A 17328-nucleotide genomic window follows, 5' to 3' on the forward strand; every position below is an offset into this window, starting at 1 on the left:
CGGCAACTAGCCATCTCTGTACGTCACTTGGCATACGGGAGGTGCCCGCTGGGCACCTCCCGTCCACAGCACCACCAGTCGTACAGCACCACCAGCCATCAAGTACCCCGCCCCGACTGTGCACCGTGAGCGGAGACCACACACCATGGCAATCACCCTCAAGTCCGGTACGTCCTGGGCCGACGCCTGGCAGCGTTGCCTCACCGTCGCCCCCGAGGCCTTCCGTGACGACCATGTCCTGAACCTGTGGAACGGCGCCTGGCAGGCCGACGGCCGCGCCCTGCCCGCCACCAGCCCCGTCGACGGCAGCCCCATCGCGGGCCCGCCGCGCCTCGACGCCGACACCGCGCACCAGGCCGTGCGCGCCTCCCTCGACCAGCACCGCGCCTGGCGGCACATCCCGCTGCCCGAGCGGCGCGCCCGCGTCGCGGCGACCCTCGACGCGCTCGCCCAGCACCGCGAACTCCTCGCCCTGCTCCTGGTCTGGGAGATCGGCAAGCCGTGGCGGCTCGCGCAGGCCGACGTGGACCGCGCCATCGACGGCGTGCGCTGGTACGTCGAGGGCATCGACGACATCCTCGGCGAGCGCACGCCGCTGCCCGGGCCCGTGTCGAACATCGCGAGCTGGAACTACCCGATGAGCGTCCTCGTGCACGCCATGCTGGTGCAGGCGCTCGCCGGCAACGCGGTCATCGCCAAGACACCCACCGACGGCGGTGTCTCGTGTCTCACCCTGGCCTGCGCGCTCGCCGCCCGCGAGGGCATCCCGGTCACGCTCGTCAGCGGCAGCGGCGGGCAGCTCTCCGAGGCGCTGGTGCGGGCACCGGAGATCGGCTGCGTGTCCTTCGTCGGCGGCCGGGACACCGGCGCGGCGGTCGCCACGGACGTCGCCGACCTCGGCAAGCGGCACATCCTGGAGCAGGAGGGCCTCAACACCTGGGGCATCTGGAACTTCACCGACTGGGACAAGCTGACGGCCTCGATCCCCAAGCTCTTCGACTACGGGAAGCAGCGCTGCACCGCCTACCCGCGGTTCGTCGTGCAGCGCGAGGCCTTCGACGACTTCCTCGCCGCCTACCTGCCCGCCGTACGCACTCTGCGTGTCGGCCACCCGCTGGCGGTCGAGCACCCCGACGACCCGTACCCGGCGCTCGACTTCGGCCCGCTGATCAACGCGGCGAAGGCCAAGGAGCTGCACGACCAGGTCGCGGAGGCCATCGACCGCGGGGCCGTCCCGCTGCACCGCTCCACGGCGGACCCGACGCTGTTCCTGCCCGGCCAGGACACGGGCGCGTACGTCCATCCGGTCACGCTGCTCGGCCCGCCGCCGTCCTCGCCGCTGCACCACGCCGAGCCGTTCGGCCCGGTCGACACCATCGTGCTCGTCGACACCGAGGCGGAGCTCCTCGCGGCGATGAACGCGTCCAACGGTGCCCTCGTCGCCACCCTGTCCACCGACGACGAGGCGACGTACGAGCGTCTCGCGCCGCAGATCCGCGCGTTCAAGGTCGGCCACGGCAAGCCGCGTTCGCGCGGGGACCGGGACGAGCTGTTCGGCGGGTTCGGGGCGTCGTGGCGCGGCGCCTTCGTGGGCGGCGAACTCCTGGTCCGCGCGGTGACCGAAGGCCCGTCGGGGGAGCGGCTCCCGGGCAACTTCCCCGAGTACCAGCTGATGCCCTGACCCGGACGCAGCTGCGGCGGGGTCCCGCGCGGCGCAGGGGGCGCTCCCCGCCGCACGTGAACCCCGCCGCCGTGCCGCGGGGCGAGTTCTCGCCCGCCCCGCGCACACGATGTGTCGACGGGATATTGTGTACAGGCTGGGATTGCCCTCGGCAAGAACTACGACAATCCCCATGCGAGAAGCGTGGGTTGAGACGCCGTGGACGCAGGACGCAGGACGGAAGGGGCCCCGATGTTGCCGACCGCAGGACTGCCGCTGGGTGCCGTGCCCAAACTGGACCGCCCGGGACCGCTGCGGGAGCGGCTCTACGGCGCGCTCCTCGAACTCATCATCACGCGCACGCTGCCGCCTGGCGCCCACCTCGTCGAGACCGATCTCGCGGAGCAGCTCGGGGTGTCGCGGCAGCCCGTACGGGAGGCGTTGCAGCGGCTCAGCACCGAGGGGTGGGTCGATCTGCGGCCGGCCCAGGGCGCGTTCGTGCACGAGCCGACCGAGGACGAGGCGGACCAGCTCCTGACGGTGCGCCAGCTGCTGGAGACCGAGGCGGTCCGGCTCGCCGCCGGGAAGGCCGACGCCGTCGCGGTCGCCGCGCTGGAGGAGCTGTGCGAGGCGGGGGAGCGGGCGGTCGCGGCGGACGACGTGGAGGCGGCGGTCGCACTGAACGCGCAACTGCACGGCGCCGTCATGGAGTTGGCGGCCAATGAGGTGCTCGCGGAGCTGGCCGCGCAGGTCGACCGCCGGGTGCGCTGGTACTACACGCCGGTGGCGCGGCAGCGCGGTCACCAGTCCTGGGCGGAGCACCGTGAGCTGATCGCGGCGCTCGCGGACGGGGACGAGGTCCGGGCGGCGGACGTCATGCGCGCGCACACCGAGCACACCCGCACCTCGTACCACCAGCGGGCGCGGTAGCGGCCCAACTGACTTGAGCCACCCGTCGGTTCACGCTGCCCTCGATGATTGCATACAGTCGACGAATACTGTATGAAGAGTGCTACCTGTGCGACTTCTAACTCCCAACGCGCAAGCGAGAGGTGGGGTGTCGATCATGACCAAGGCTCTTGAGGGCGTGCGTGTCCTCGACATGACGCACGTTCAGTCGGGCCCGTCGGCGACGCAGTTGCTGGCGTGGCTGGGTGCGGACGTCGTCAAACTGGAGGCGCCGACCGGTGACATCACACGCAAGCAGCTGCGTGACGTCCCGGACGTCGACTCCCTGTACTTCACGATGCTCAACTCCAACAAGCGGAGCATCACCCTCAACACCAAGAGCGAGCGCGGCAAGGAGATCCTCACGGAGCTGATCCGCCGCTCGGACGTCATGGTGGAGAACTTCGGCCCGGGCGCGGTGGACCGGATGGGCTTCACGTGGGACCGCATCCAGGAGATCAACCCCCGCATCATCTACGCCTCCATCAAGGGCTTCGGCGAGGGTCCGTACACCAACTTCAAGGCCTACGAGGTCGTCGCCCAGGCCATGGGCGGCTCGATGGCCACGACGGGATTCGAGGACGGTCCTCCGACGGCCACGGGCGCGCAGATCGGTGACTCCGGGACCGGCATCCACACCGTCGCCGGCATCCTCGCCGCCCTGTTCCAGCGCGAGAACACCGGGCGCGGCCAGCGCGTCAACGTCGCGATGCAGCACGCGGTGCTGAACCTGTGCCGCGTGAAGCTGCGCGACCAACAGCGCCTGACCCACGGCCCGTTGGCCGAGTACCCGAACGAGGACTTCGGCGACGAGGTGCCCCGCTCGGGCAATGCCTCGGGCGGCGGGCAGCCCGGCTGGGCCGTCAAGTGCGCGCCCGGCGGACCCAACGACTACGTGTACGTCATCGTCCAGCCGGTCGGCTGGAAGCCGATGGCCGAGCTGATCGGCAGGCCGGAGATGGCGGACGACCCGGAGTGGTCGACGCCGGAGGCGCGGCTTCCGAAGCTCAACAAGATGTTCCAGCTCATCGAGGAGTGGTCCTCGACGCTCCCCAAGTGGGAGGTCCTCGACAAGCTCAACGCCCACAACATCCCCTGCGGCCCGATCCTCTCCACCAAGGAGATCATCGAGGACGAGTCGCTGGTCGCCAACGACATGGTCGTCGAGGTCGAGCACCCCGGGCGCGGCTCGTACACGACGGTCGGTAACCCGCTCAAGCTCTCCGACTCGCCGACCACCATCTCCGGCTCCCCGCTCCTGGGCGAGCACAACACCGCCATCTACGCCGATGAACTCGGCCTGGATCCGGCAGAGTTGGCGCAGCTCGCCGAGCAGGGTGTCATCTGAGATGGACGACACTGTGGTCGATCGCCTCGTCGAGGCGAACGGGCGGTACGCCGCCGCGTTCAGTGATCCCGGCATGGATGCCCGCCCCGTCCTGGAGGTGGCCGTCGTCGCCTGCATGGACGCCAGGATCGATCTGCACGCGGCGCTCGGCCTGGGGCTCGGCGACTGCCACACCGTCCGCAACGCGGGCGGTGTGGTCACCGACGACACCATCCGCTCGCTGGCCATCAGTCAGCGGGCGCTGGGCACCCGCAGTGTGGTGCTGATCCACCACACCGGCTGCGGGCTCGAGTCGCTGACCGAGGAGTTCCGGCAGGATCTGGAGCGCGAGGTCGGTCAGCGGCCGACGTGGGCGGTGGAGGGCTTCACCGACGTCGACCAGGACGTGCGGCAGTCCCTGCGCAAGGTGCGCACGTCGCCGTTCCTGCCGCACACCGACGACGTGCGCGGCTTTGTCTTCGACGTGCGGACGGGGCTGTTGCGGGAGATCACCGCGTAACCCCGCCCCGCCTGTTCGGCCCGGACTGCCGTGGCCGGCCCGGTGCCTCAGCCGCCCGGACCGGCCGCGGCCTCGATCTGCGCGCAGTAGAAATCCGTGGTGTTCTGCGTGTGCCGGCGCATCAGTGCCTCGGCGCGGTCGGGGTCGCCCGCGGCGATCGCCTTGATGATCAGCGCGTGCTCGTTCCAGGCGTCGTTGCCGCGGGGCTTGGCGATGGGTGTGTAGTACCAGCGCACCCGCTGGTCGACCTGGGGGATCAGTTCGCCGAGCACCGCGTTGCGCGACAGCGTGGTGATGTGTGAGTGCAGTGCCGCGTTCGCCTCGACGATGCCCCGCGCGTCCTGGGCCGCGAGCGCTTCGAGCCCCACCTGCTGCAACTGCCACAGCCGGGCGACATCGTCCTCCGTCGCGTGCTGGGCCGCCCCGTGCGCCGAGTACGTCTCCAACACCGCCCGTACGCCGAGGAGTTGAGCGCATTCCTCAGTCGTGGGGGAGTGCACGAACGCGCCCTGGGCGGGGCGCAGATCGACCCAACCGGAGGTCTGGAGCCGCTGGAGAGCCTCGCGCACCGGCTGTCGACTGACCCCCAGGTGCTCGGCGAGGTCGGCCTCGACGAGGTGCTGGCCGGGCCGCAGCGTGCCATTGATGATCATTTCGACCAGGGTGTCGTGGACGGCCTGCCGCAGCGGGACGGGTCGGCTGATCGGGCCGCGGGTGGCCACGGCTGGTAGCTCGGGCATGACTGAGCCCTCCCTTGTTCGTCCGCTGACGCGACGCCAGAGGCGCTGGGATACTGACTTTAGTATGCAATAGACAGTTTGTAGCTCGCCTTGCTCGTGCGGGAGTTGAAGTTCCGTCACAACTTTGCCGCGCACACCTCTGGCCCTCCGGGAGCGTGGCGGAATACTGTATGCAATTACGCGCCGCATCGCGGCCGCTCACATATCGCTGACGAGGGGGTCGCCCCGTGTCGTACCGCACCGCACTCACCCACGTCCTGACCGGCGCCGTCGCATCCGGTGGCGAACCGGCCCGCACGCAAGGCAGATTCCCCCGCTCCGGTGTCACCGCGCTCGGTCGCGCCGGCCTCCTCGGCCTCACCAGCGACCCCGAACTCGGCGGCGGCGGACGGGGGTTGGCCGAGGCCGTCGATGTCGTGGCGCGCGTCGCGCTGGTCTGCCCGGCCGCCGCGGCCGTGCTGCGCTCGCACTACGCGGCGGTCGCCGTCGTCGAGGCGCACGGCAGCGCCTGGGTGCGCGCCGAGATCGCCGCCGGGCGCCAGCTGTGCTCGCTCGCCCTGGAGGAGGACGGGCCGGAGTCCCCGGCGCGCCGCACCGGCGACGTCGTCACCCTGCGCGGCCGCAAGCGCCATGTGGTCGCCGCGGGTGAGGCCGACAGCTACCTCTGGTCGAGCGGGGCGGCCGAGGGCGGACCGGGAGGGCGCAGTCTGTGGCTGGTCCCGGCCCACGCCCCCGATCTGTACGTGCCGGCCCGCGCGACGGGCCCCGGGCCGAGCGGCAGCGCGACCTCGACGGTCTGCGCCGACCCCGTGCGCGTACCGGCCTCGGCTCTTCTCGGGCAGGACGGGGACGGCGAGCGGCTGGTGCGGGACATCGCACTGCCGTGGCTGACCGAACTGGGCGCCGTGACGGACCAGGAGCCCGTGCTCGTGGCCTCGTGAACACCCGTCCGGTGTACGGAAGTCGGCCGATCGACTCCGCTTGATTTCGTCCCGCTTCTTTACACCGGGCTTCTGTATACAGAAGTCTGTATGGGGTAGTGCTGGGGTCTCCCGCACCCGCGCCGGAGACCCGCATGACGGAAGGCGGAGTGATCATGACGACCAGCGGGACGGACGTGTCGGTCGAGAGCGTGGTCAGGAGGGCGGCAGCCGCGCACCGCGGTGAACGCGGCGCACTGTTGCCCGTACTCCACGCCGTGCAGGCCGAGTTGGGGTGCGTACCGCAGGAGGCGATCCCCGTCCTCGCCGACGAGTTCAACCTCTCCCGGGCCGATGTGCACGGAGTGGTGACCTTCTACCACGACTTCCGCCGCGAGCCCGCGGGCCGCTCCACCGTCCGCATCTGTCGCGCCGAGGCCTGCCAGGCCCTGGGCGCCGAGAAGCTGTTGACCCATGTGAAGGAGTCGGGCCTGACGCTCGGTGACACGAGCGCCGACGGCCGGGTCACCGTCGAGCAGGTCTTCTGCCTCGGCAACTGCGCGCTCGGCCCCTCCGTGGAGGCCGACGGGCGACTGTACGGGCGCGTGACCCCGGCTCGGCTCGGCGCGATCCTCAACGGGGTGGTGTGAGAGGTGACGTCCGACAACATGAGCTGCGACAACATGACCACCATGTACGTTCCCGGTGACGCGGCGGCCCGCTCCGTCGGCGCCGACGAGGTGGCGCGGGGATTCCAACTCGCGTCGATCGAGGGCGGGTTCGGCATCGACGTGGTCCGCAATGGCTCGCGCGGCCTGCTCTGGCTCGAACCCCTCGTCGAGGTCGTGACGCCCGATGGCCGCATCGGCTACGGTCCGGTCACCCCCGACGACGTACCGGAACTGCTCGCCGCCGGAATCCTCGACGGCGGCGACCACCCCCTGCGCCTCGGCCCGGTCGACCAACTCCCGTGGCTGCAACGGCAGACGCGCGTCACCTTCGCCCGCGTCGGCGTCACCGACCCGCTCTCGCCCGAGGACTACGAGGCCCACGGCGGCCTGCAAGGACTCCGTGCGGCCCTGGAGATGACACCCGCCGACGTCGTCACCGAGGTCACCGACTCGGGGCTGCGCGGCCGCGGCGGCGCCGGATTCCCGGCAGGCATCAAGTGGAAGACGGTCCTCGACTGCGAGACCGGCCCCGGCGACACCAAGTTCATCTGCTGCAACGCCGACGAGGGCGACAGCGGCACCTTCGCCGACCGCATGGTCATGGAGGGCGACCCGTTCCTCCTCATCGAGGGCATGACGATCGCCGCCCACGCCGTCGGCGCGAGCGAGGGCTACATATACATCCGCTCCGAGTACCCCGACGCCATCGCCACGATGAGCGCCGCCATCGACATCGCCCGCGGGCGCGGCTGGCTCGGCGCCGGCATCCTCGGCTCGCCGCTCGACTTCGACCTGCACATCCGCGTCGGCGCCGGCGCGTACATCTGCGGCGAGGAGACCTCCATGCTGGAGAGCCTGGAGGGCAAGCGCGGCATGGTCCGCGCGAAACCGCCGATCCCCGCGATCGAGGGCCTGTTCGGCAAGCCGACCGTGGTGAACAACGTCCTCACGCTCACCACCGTCCCCGTCGTCCTCGCCCACGGCGCCAAGGCCTACCAGGACCTCGGCGTCGGCCGCTCCCGCGGCACCCAGGTCTTCCAGCTCGGCGGCAACATCAAGCGCGGCGGCATCGTCGAGACCGCCTTCGGCATCACCCTGCGCGAGCTGATCGAGGAGTACGGCGGCGGCACCCTCAGCGGCCGCCCCGCGCGCGCCGTGCAGGTGGGCGGGCCGCTCGGCGCGTATCTGCCCGAGGCGCAGTTCGACCTGCCGATGGACTACGAGGCGCTCGCCGAGGCCGGGGCGATGCTCGGGCACGGCGGCGTCGTCGTCTTCGACGACACCGTCGACATGGCGGCGCAGGCCCGCTTCGCGATGGAGTTCTGCGCCGAGGAGTCCTGCGGCAAGTGCACACCGTGCAGGGTCGGTTCGGTGCGCGGCGTCGAGGTCATCGACCGCATCGTCGCCGGTGAGGAGCGCGACGAGAATCTCGCGCTGCTCGAGGACCTGTGCGAGCTGATGACCGATGGTTCACTGTGTGCCATGGGCGGGCTCACGCCGATGCCCGTACGCAGCGCGCTCGCGCACTTCGCCGACGACTTCGTCGACCGCGGCGACCGTCGGCTCCTGAACATCCACCCCGTACAGCCGGGAAGCACTCGAACGGAGGGCCAGGCATGACACTCATGAAGGAACCCGACTTCGGCACTCCACAGCGCCCCGGAGCGGCCACGGTCTCGGTGGAGATCGACGGCCAACAGGTGACGGTCCCGGAGGGCACGTCCGTGATGCGGGCGGCCGCCGAGGCCGGCATCGACGTACCGAAGCTCTGCGCCACGGACAGCCTGGAGGCGTTCGGATCGTGCCGGCTGTGCGTCGTCGAGATCGACGGCCGGCGCGGCACCCCCGCCTCCTGCACGACACCGTGCACGGACGGCATGTCGGTGAAGACGCAGACACCGAAGGTCGAGAAGCTCCGCCAGGGCGTCATGGAGCTCTACATCTCCGACCACCCCCTCGACTGCCTCACCTGCCCCGCCAACGGCGACTGCGAACTCCAGGACATGGCGGGCGTCGTGGGCCTGCGCCAGGTCCGCTACGGCTACGAGGGCGCCAACCACCTCGACGCCGAGAAGGACACCTCCAACCCGTACTTCGACTTCGACCCGTCCAAGTGCATCGCCTGCTCGCGCTGCGTGCGCGCCTGCGACGAGGTGCAGGGCACGTTCGCGCTCACCATCGAGGGGCGCGGCTTCGAGTCCAAGGTGTCGGCGGGCGCGGGGGAGTCGTTCCTGGACTCCGAGTGCGTGTCCTGCGGCTCCTGCGTCCAGGCCTGCCCGACCTCCACGCTCCAGGAGAAGTCGGTGGTCGACCTCGGCATGCCGACCCGCTCCGTGATCACCACGTGCGCGTACTGCGGCGTCGGCTGCTCCTTCAAGGCGGAACTGCGCGGCGACGAACTCGTCCGCATGGTCCCCTACAAGGACGGCGGCGCCAACGAGGGCCACTCCTGCGTCAAGGGCCGCTTCGCCTTCGGCTACGCCACCCACCCCGACCGCAAGCTCAAGCCCATGGTCCGCGACCGCATCACCGACCCGTGGCGCGAGGTCGAGTGGGACGAGGCGATCGGCACCGTCGCCCGCCGCTTCCAGGAGATCCAGGGCCGCTACGGGGCGGGCTCCATCGGCGCCATCTCCTCCTCGCGCTGCACCAACGAAGAGGTGTACGTCGTCCAGAAGATGGTCCGCGCCGCCTTCCACAACAACAACGTCGACACCTGCGCCCGCGTCTGCCACTCGCCCACCGGCTACGGCCTCAAGCAGACCTTCGGCGAATCCGCCGGCACCCAGGACTTCCGCTCGGTCGCCGAGGCCGACGTCATCATGGTCATCGGCGCCAACCCCACCGACGCCCACCCGGTGTTCGGCTCCCGCATGAAGCAGCGGCTGCGCGAGGGCGCCAAGCTGATCGTCGTCGACCCGCGCCGCATCGACCTGGTGCGCTCCCCGCACATCGAGGCCCAGCACCACCTGAGCCTGCGGCCCAGCACCAACGTCGCCGTCGTCAACGCCATGGCGCACGTCGTCGTCACCGAGGACCTCGTCGACAAGGGCTTCATCGAGCTGCGCTGCGAGGGCTTCGAGGAGTGGGCCGAGTTCGTGGCCCGCCCCGAGAACAGCCCCGAGGCCACCGAGGAGATCACCGGCGTACCGGCGTCCGAACTGCGCGCGGCGGCCCGCCTGTACGCGACCGCGGGCAACGGAGCGATCTACTACGGCCTCGGTGTCACCGAGCACAGCCAGGGCTCGACGATGGTGATGGGCATGGCCAACCTGGCGATGGCCTGCGGGAACATCGGCCGCGACGGCGTCGGTGTCAACCCGCTGCGCGGGCAGAACAACGTCCAGGGCTCCTGCGACATGGGCTCCTTCCCGCACGAGCTGCCCGGCTACCGGCACATCTCCGACGACGCCGTGCGGGGTGTCTTCGAGAACCTGTGGGGCTCCGCGCTGCTGCCCGAGCCGGGCCTGCGCATCCCGAACATGTTCGACGCGGCCATCGAAGGTGACTTCCGGGGCCTGTTCGTGCACGGCGAGGACATCGCCCAGTCGGACCCGAACCTCCAGCACGTCACCGCCGCCCTCGAAGCGATGGAACTGGTCGTGGTCCAGGACCTGTTCCTCAACGAGACGGCGAAGTTCGCCCATGTCTTCCTGCCCGGCGCCTCCTTCCTGGAGAAGGACGGCACGTTCACCAATGCCGAGCGGCGCGTCAACCGAGTGCGGTCGGTGATGCCGCCCAAGGCGGGCAAGCACGAGTGGCAGATCGTGTGCGAGATCGCCACCGCCATGGGCTACACCATGGAGTACGAGAACCCGTCGCAGATCATGGACGAGATCGCCTCGGTCACCCCGACCTTCGCCGGTGTCTCCTTCGACCTCATCGACAAGCTCGGCTCCATCCAGTGGCCGTGCAACGAGGAGGCCCCCGAGGGCACCCCGACCATGCACGTCGACGAGTTCGTGCGGGGCAAGGGCCGGTTCGTGGTCACCTCGTACGTCCCGACCAACGAACGCAGCACCCGCCGCTTCCCGCTGGTCCTCACCACGGGCCGGATCCTCAGCCAGTACAACGTCGGCGCGCAGACCCGCCGCACCGGCAACGTCGCCTGGCACTCCGAGGACATCCTGGAGGTCCACCCGCACGACGCGGAGGAGCGCGGCATCAGCGAGGGCGACCTCGTCACACTCTCCAGCCGCGTCGGTGCGACGACGCTGCACGCGCAGATCTCCGACCGGATGCCACCGGGCGTCGTCTACACCACCTTCCACCACCCGGTCACGGGCGCGAACGTGGTGACGACCGAGAATTCCGACTGGGCGACCAACTGCCCGGAGTACAAGGTCACGGCCGTCCAGGTCGGCCTCGCGCCGAAGGCCGCCGCGCAGCGGGAGCGCACCGAGGACCTCGTCACGGTGGTGGACTGACATGGCGCACACCGTCCCGGCCGAGCGCCGGATGGCGAACGACATCGCCGCGAACCAGGGCCATCTGCCGGGTGCGGCGGCGGCCGAGGCGATCGCCGGACACCTCACGAAGTTCTGGGACCCGAGGATGCGGGAGCGGCTCTACGCGCTCGTGGACGACGGAGCGGACGGCCTCGACCCGCTCGTGGTGGCGGCCGTGAAACTCATGCGCTGACCCCGGGCCCCTCGGCCACCTTCCCAGCGGCCGCCGCGCGACAGGGCACGCGCGGCGGCCGCGCCCGCTTCCACCCCCAGTGAATCCTCATGTCGTCCGTTCCGTGTGCTGTGCGGCGCGCGGGCGGCGACATGTGCGTACCTCCACACCCTCGACTCCAGGAGGCACCACATGAAGATCGCAGTTGTCGGCGCCGGAGCCATCGGCGCGTATGTGGGCGCGGCCCTGCACCGCGGCGGCGCGGACGTGCACCTCGTCGCCCGCAGGGACCATCTGCGCGCCATCCAGGCCGAAGGCGTCCGCGTGCTCAGCCCGCGCGGCGACTTCACCGCCCACCCGCACGCCACCGACGACCCGAACGAGATCGGCCCCGTGGACTATGTGTTCCTCGGCCTCAAGGCCCACTCGTACCCGTCCTGCGGCTCGCTCGTCGCCCCGCTGCTCGGCGAGCACACGGCTCTCGTCGCCGGCCAGAACGGCATCCCCTGGTGGTACTTCCACCGCCTCACGGGCCCCTACGAGGGCCGGCGCATCGAGGCCGTCGACCCGGGCGGCGCGACGAGCAAGGTGCTGCCGCCGGAGCGCGCGATCGGCTGCGTGGTCTACCCGGCCACGGTCATCGAATCCCCGGGCGTGATCCGCCACTTGGAAGGCACCCGCTTCTCCATCGGCGAACCGGACGGCAGTGTCTCGCGCCGCTGCACGGAGCTGAGCGAGGCCATGGTCGCGGGCGGCCTCAAGTGCCCCGTCGAGCAGAACCTGCGCGACGACATCTGGATCAAGCTCATGGGCAACGCGGCCTTCAACCCGATCAGCGCGCTGACCCGGGCCACCATGACCGACATGTGCAGGCACCCGCTGACGCGGGCGATGGTGGGCCGTGTCATGGAGGAGATCCTCGACATCGCAGCCCGCGTCGGCTCGACGCCCGAGATCTCCATCGAGAAGCGGCTGCGCGGCGCCGAGGGCGTCGGGGCCCACAAGACGTCCATGCTCCAGGACCTGGAGGCGGGCAAACAACTGGAGCTGGACGCCATCGTCACGGCCGTCGTCGAGATGGCCGACATCACCGGCGCCGAGGCCCCCACCCTGCGGGCGATCCACGCGGCGACCGACCTATTGGCACGCACCGTGCTGCCGTAGCACGCTACGGATGAAGATCACGTGGCAGAGGAGACGTACATGCTGTTCCGGCAGTTGGAGTACTTCGTGGCGGTGGCGCGCGAGCGGCACTTCGCGCGGGCCGCCGAGTCCTGCTACGTCTCCCAGCCCGCGCTCTCGGCGGCGATAGCCAAGCTGGAGCGGGAGCTCAACGTCACGCTGATCAACCGCGGCCACAACTACCAGGGCCTCACCCCGGAGGGCGAGCGCCTGGTGGTGTGGGCGAAACGGATCCTCGCGGAACAGGACGCCTTCAAGGCCGAGGTCGCGGCGGTCCAGTCGGGCATCACGGGAACGCTCCGCCTGGGCACGGATCCCACGGCATCCACGACACTGGCCCTCCCGGTGGGCGCCTTCTGCTCGGCGCATCCCCTGGCGAAGGTCCAGGTCCGCTCCCGCCTGTCCACGAAAGAGCTCCACCGCCAGCTCCGCGACTTCGAACTCGACGTGGCCATCGCCCACTTCGACCCGGACGACCAGGAGGGCCTGCAAGTCGTCCCGCTCTACCAGGAGCGCTACATGCTCCTGGTCTCGGACGACCAGTTCAAGTCCCGCACGGGCAGCCTCACTTGGTCGGACGCGGCACAACTCCCGCTCGCCCTCCTCACCCCCGACATGCGCATCCGCCAGATCATCGACAAGGTCTTCGTCAACAAGGGCCTGGAGGTCACGCCCCAGGTCGAGACCGACTCCATCGCCTCCTTGTACGCACATGTGGGCGACGGCGAATGGGCCAGCGTCGTGCCCCACACCTGGCTGCGCGCGATGCCGGTGGACGGCCGGACGCGAGCGCTGCCGCTGGTCGACCCGGAGGCCGGCGCCCAGGTCTCGGTGGCGATCCACGCGGGCACACCGGGTTCGGTGGCTGCGAGAGCGTTCGTGAGCGCGGCGACGGCGTTGAACCTGGACGCGGTGTTCGACCAGAGGGTTCCGGTGGGCATGTCAAACCCCGCCGGTGGGTGAGCCAATCAAGCCCCTGCGGCGCTTGAGCAGCGGGGCCCGGGGCAGAGCCCCGATCTTTTCAAGCCCCGCCGGCGCTTGCGGCGCGGGGCCCGGGGCAGCGCCCCGCGACGTCAACCCACCTCACCCGGCACCTCACCCGTACCGTTCACGCACGGCCACCCGATCCAACCCACCCTGTGCGGTCCGCGGCAACGCGGACACGAACACGACCCGATCCGGCACCGCGACCGCGGCCAACCGCCCCCGGCAGTACCGCAAAATCTCCGAGGGCTCCACGCACTCGTCCCCCCGCACCACCACCGCCGCGCCGACCTCCTCCCCGCCCACCGCGAACACCGCCGCCTCCGCGACGGCCGGACACCCGGCGAGCACGTCCTCCACGTACTCCGGCGAGATCGAAAGCCCCCGCCGCACGATGAGGCTCTCGGTCCGCCCGGCGAGCGACAGATACCCGTCCTCGTCCAGCGACCCCAGGTCCCCCGTCCGCAACCACCCCTCGCCCGCCACGGTCGGCCCCGCCACCCACACCTCACCCCGCACCCCGGCCGGACACACCCGCCCACCCCGGTCGACGACCCGCAGCCGCACCCCCGTCGCCCGCCCCACCGTCCCGTGCTTGAGCGGCCCGCGCTCCGGCAGCGGCTCGCTGGCGATCTGGTGCGCCGCCTCGGTCATCCCGTACGCGGACAGCAGCGGCGCCCCGAACATCCGCTCAAGTGCCCGCTGCGTCGCGGCATTGAGCGGCGCACCACAACTACGGACGAAGCGCAGCGGCGGCGGCACGGGGATGTCGGCCGCCTCGGACCGGTCGAGCAACTCCTCGTGGACCCTCGGCACCGCCGTGAACCAACTGGCCCCCGCCGCCCGCAGATCCGTCCAGAACGTCTCCGCCGCGAACCGCCCGCCCGCGGGCAGCAGCACCCGGCCCCCGCTGGCGAGCGTGGACAGCAGCGAGGCGAAAAGACCGTGCCCGTGGAAGAACGGCATGACCGCGACGGTCGCGTCCTCGGGTCCCAACGCGTAGGTGGAGCAGACGGTGTGGACGGCCGCCGCCACGTTCGCGTGCGTGAGTGGCACCGTCCGGGCCCGCCCCGTCGCGCCCGCGGTGAACAGCACGAGCGCGCCGTCCCGCCGCACGGCCCGGCCGTCCGTGACGGTGATCCGGTCGCCTGTGCAGACGGCCCGCGCGCCCAAGTCGTCGATACGAGAACGGAGTTCGGCCTCCGGCAGCGCCGGATCCAGGGGAGCGACGACGACCCCCGCGCGGGCCGCGCCGAGCAACGCCCCCACGAATTCAACGGAGTTGCCCTCGACGAGCGCGAGTACGTCACCGTCCCGCAGTCCCGCCGCCACGCACCGCTGCGCCGCCCGGTCCACGAGCGCGTCCAACTCCTCGTACGACAGGGGTACCCGCCCGTCGCCGACGAGCAGCGCGGGAGCACGGGGTCGCGCACGCACCTGCCGATCCAGGAGATCGACGAGGCCCGTGACGGTCGGCGCCGACGTGGCCATGCCTTCCACCTCCCTCCTCAGCGAGCGTGCGGTGAGCCGCCCCGCACGTCCAATACGCACTCCCGAACAGCCGATAGCAGCCGCTTATGAAGCTCGAAGAGCCAGCTCACAGCCGCGATTTGGGGCGCGCTTGACTCTCGATAGACGCCGTTTATCGCCTGGAAGCCGATGGGTCTTGGACGGGGCGCCGCCCCCTGTCGAAGGTGAGAACAGGAGCCGCACCGGCCGTACGTGCACGAGCCGCACCGGCAGGACCGTCCAAGGAGGAACTCGGATCATGACCGCTGACTCGACCGCTGACCAAACCGCCGAGACCGCGGCAGGAGCCGACGCGCCGGCCGAGCTCACCGACGGCTACCACCTCGTCGTCGACGCCCTGAAGAAGAACGACGTCGACACGATCTACGGCCTCGTGGGCATCCCCGTGACGGACCTCGCCCGCCTCGCGCAGGCCGAGGGCATCCGCTACATCGGCTTCCGCCACGAGTCGAACGCCGGCCACGCCGCCGCCATCGCCGGATACCTCACCAAGAAGCCCGGCATCTGTCTGACGGTCTCGGCCCCCGGCTTCCTCAACGGCCTGGTCGCCCTCGCCAACGCCACCACCAACTGCTTCCCGATGGTGCAGATCTCCGGCTCCAGCGAGCGCCACCTCGTCGACCTCAAGCAGGGCGACTACGAGGAGATGGACCAGCTCGCCGCCGCCCAGCCCTTCGTGAAGGCCGCCTACCGCGTCAGCCGCGTCGAGGACATCGGCCGCGGCATCGCCCGCGCCCTGCGCACCGCGATCTCCGGCCGCCCCGGCGGCGTCTACCTCGACATCCCGGCCGCCGTCCTCGGCTCGGTCATGGACAAGGAGGAGGGCGACCGCACGCTCTCCCGCCTCGTCGACGCGGCGCCGCGCCAGCTGCCCGCCCCCGAGGCGGTGGACCGCGCGGTCGACCTCCTGGAGAACGCCGAGCGCCCGCTGATCGTCCTCGGCAAGGGCGCCGCGTACGCACAGGCGGACGACAAGATCCGCGACCTCGTCGAGTCGACGGGCATCCCCTACGTACCGATGTCGATGGCGAAGGGCCTGCTGCGCGACGACCACCCGCAGTCCGCCGCGACCGCCCGCTCCCTCGCCCTCAAGAAGGCCGACGTCGTCATGCTGGTCGGCGCTCGCCTGAACTGGCTGCTCAACCACGGCGAGCGCGGCTGGAACCCGGACGCGAAGTTCATCCAGGTCGACATCGAGGCCAAGGAGATGGACTCCAACCAGCCGATCGCGGCCCCGCTCGTCGGCGACATCGAGTCGGTCCTCGACCAGCTCGCCGACCGCACCAAGCCCGGCCAGATCGCCGCGCCGACCGCCTGGCGCGACGAGCTCGCGGCCCGCTCGGAGCAGAACGTCGCCAAGATGGCCAAGCGCCTGGAGGCCGACCCGCACCCCATGCAGTTCATGGGGGCCCTCAAGGCCGTCCGCGACGTCGTCCACCAGCACCCGCAGACGTACATCGTCAACGAGGGCGCCAACACCCTCGACATCGCCCGCAACGTCATCGACATGCACCACCCGCGCCGCCGCCTCGACTCCGGGACCTGGGGCGTCATGGGCATCGGGATGGGCTACGCGATCGCGGCCGCGGTCGAGAGCGGCGGCGAGCCCGTCGTCGCCATCGAGGGCGACAGCGCGTTCGGCTTCAGCGGCATGGAACTGGAGACGATCTGCCGCTACAACCTCCCGGTGATCACCGTGATCATGAATAACGGCGGCGTCTACAAGGGCGACGAGACCATCACCGACGCCCCCGCCCCCACCACGCTCATGAGCGCGGCCCGCCACGACCAGATGATCGAGTCCTTCGGCGGCAAGGGCTACCGCGCCACGACCCCCGCCGAGGTCACGGCCGCACTGAGCGAGGCCATCGCCGCCGGCGGCCCGGCGCTCATCGACTGCGTCATCGACCCGTCGGCCGGCACGGAGAGCGGCCACATCGCCCACCTGAACCCCAAGGGCATCGGCATCAAGAAGTAACCCTCCGTGTCCGGGAGCGCACCGATACGCAGGTGAAAGGCACTCCGAAACCTTGGTATTGTTGAGGTGTCGCCGCGGGGAACGCCCCGCGTTCAGCGGCGCACACCTTGTCCGGGTGGCGGAATGGCAGACGCGCTAGCTTGAGGTGCTAGTGCCCTTTATCGGGCGTGGGGGTTCAAGTCCCCCCTCGGACACTCACAGAGTGCCGGTCGAGATTCTTCTCGACCGGCACTTTTTTGTGTTTGCGC

General features: G+C 70.6%; 14 protein-coding genes and 1 tRNA gene. 13 read left to right on the forward strand and 2 right to left on the reverse strand.

All coding sequences use genetic code 11. From position 1 onward, the window contains the following. Window positions 1-145: 145 nt before the first annotated feature. From ACIA8D_RS16640 to ACIA8D_RS16655, 4 genes are all read left to right on the forward strand, one after another. Window positions 146-1681 carry an aldehyde dehydrogenase family protein gene (locus ACIA8D_RS16640; RefSeq protein WP_399232682.1) on the forward strand — a complete coding sequence of 512 codons (1536 nt, stop codon included), beginning with the start codon at window positions 146-148 and terminating at the stop codon, window positions 1679-1681. Between the two features lie 231 nt (window positions 1682-1912). Further along, the gene (locus tag ACIA8D_RS16645) at window positions 1913-2590 is read left to right on the forward strand and encodes a GntR family transcriptional regulator (RefSeq protein ID WP_399232684.1); all 678 of its coding nucleotides are present in this window, start codon (window positions 1913-1915) and stop codon (window positions 2588-2590) included. A 136-nt stretch (window positions 2591-2726) separates the two neighbouring features. Further along, a complete protein-coding gene (gene frc / locus ACIA8D_RS16650; RefSeq protein WP_399232687.1) occupies window positions 2727-3956 on the forward strand; it encodes a formyl-CoA transferase in 1230 nt (409 codons plus the stop codon). A 1-nt stretch (window position 3957) separates the two neighbouring features. Then, entirely contained in the window at window positions 3958-4455 is a 498-nt protein-coding gene (locus tag ACIA8D_RS16655; protein ID WP_399232688.1) for a beta-class carbonic anhydrase, read from the forward strand. Between the two features lie 47 nt (window positions 4456-4502). Here ACIA8D_RS16655 and ACIA8D_RS16660 read toward each other — a convergent pair whose 3' ends face one another. Beyond that, window positions 4503-5195, reverse strand: a complete 693-nt coding sequence (locus ACIA8D_RS16660) for a GntR family transcriptional regulator (RefSeq protein WP_399232690.1) — start codon at window positions 5193-5195, stop codon at window positions 4503-4505. Window positions 5196-5422: 227 nt separating this feature from the next. Between ACIA8D_RS16660 and ACIA8D_RS16665 the strand changes: the two genes are divergently transcribed. From ACIA8D_RS16665 to ACIA8D_RS16695, 7 genes are all read left to right on the forward strand, one after another. After that, the gene (locus ACIA8D_RS16665; protein ID WP_399232692.1) at window positions 5423-6136 is read left to right on the forward strand and encodes an acyl-CoA dehydrogenase family protein; all 714 of its coding nucleotides are present in this window, start codon (window positions 5423-5425) and stop codon (window positions 6134-6136) included. 134 nt (window positions 6137-6270) lie between these two features. Next, a complete protein-coding gene (locus ACIA8D_RS16670; RefSeq protein ID WP_399232694.1) occupies window positions 6271-6765 on the forward strand; it encodes an NAD(P)H-dependent oxidoreductase subunit E in 495 nt (164 codons plus the stop codon). 18 nt (window positions 6766-6783) lie between these two features. Next, window positions 6784-8406, forward strand: coding sequence for a formate dehydrogenase beta subunit (locus tag ACIA8D_RS16675; protein WP_399232904.1), 1623 nt, complete (start codon window positions 6784-6786; stop codon window positions 8404-8406). After that, window positions 8403-11213 carry a formate dehydrogenase subunit alpha gene (gene fdhF / locus ACIA8D_RS16680; protein ID WP_399232696.1) on the forward strand — a complete coding sequence of 937 codons (2811 nt, stop codon included), beginning with the start codon at window positions 8403-8405 and terminating at the stop codon, window positions 11211-11213. Before ACIA8D_RS16675 ends, fdhF begins: the two co-directional genes overlap by 4 nt. Before the next feature lies 1 nt (window position 11214). Beyond that, on the forward strand, window positions 11215-11427 hold the full coding sequence (locus ACIA8D_RS16685) for a formate dehydrogenase subunit delta (protein WP_399232698.1): 213 nt from the start codon (window positions 11215-11217) through the stop codon (window positions 11425-11427). Between the two features lie 171 nt (window positions 11428-11598). Further along, window positions 11599-12570 (forward strand): 2-dehydropantoate 2-reductase, encoded by a 972-nt coding sequence (locus ACIA8D_RS16690; protein WP_399232699.1) that lies wholly within the window; start codon window positions 11599-11601, stop codon window positions 12568-12570. A gap of 39 nt (window positions 12571-12609) precedes the next feature. After that, a complete protein-coding gene (locus ACIA8D_RS16695) occupies window positions 12610-13551 on the forward strand; it encodes a LysR family transcriptional regulator (RefSeq protein WP_399232906.1) in 942 nt (313 codons plus the stop codon). Between the two features lie 132 nt (window positions 13552-13683). Here the strand turns inward: ACIA8D_RS16695 and ACIA8D_RS16700 are convergent, their stop codons facing one another. Further along, window positions 13684-15063, reverse strand: coding sequence for an AMP-binding protein (locus ACIA8D_RS16700; protein ID WP_399232701.1), 1380 nt, complete (start codon window positions 15061-15063; stop codon window positions 13684-13686). Window positions 15064-15340: 277 nt separating this feature from the next. On the opposite strand from ACIA8D_RS16700, the gene oxc reads away from it, so the two are divergent. Both oxc and ACIA8D_RS16710 read left to right on the forward strand, forming a co-directional pair. After that, window positions 15341-17080: an oxalyl-CoA decarboxylase gene (gene oxc / locus ACIA8D_RS16705; protein ID WP_399232703.1), complete on the forward strand. Its 1740-nt coding sequence runs from the start codon at window positions 15341-15343 to the stop codon at window positions 17078-17080. A 109-nt stretch (window positions 17081-17189) separates the two neighbouring features. Then, a tRNA-Leu gene (locus ACIA8D_RS16710) sits at window positions 17190-17274 on the forward strand. Window positions 17275-17328 lie beyond the last annotated feature (54 nt).

The sequence above is a fragment of the Streptomyces sp. NPDC051684 genome, from assembly GCF_044453445.1.
Classification (GTDB): domain Bacteria; phylum Actinomycetota; class Actinomycetes; order Streptomycetales; family Streptomycetaceae; genus Streptomyces.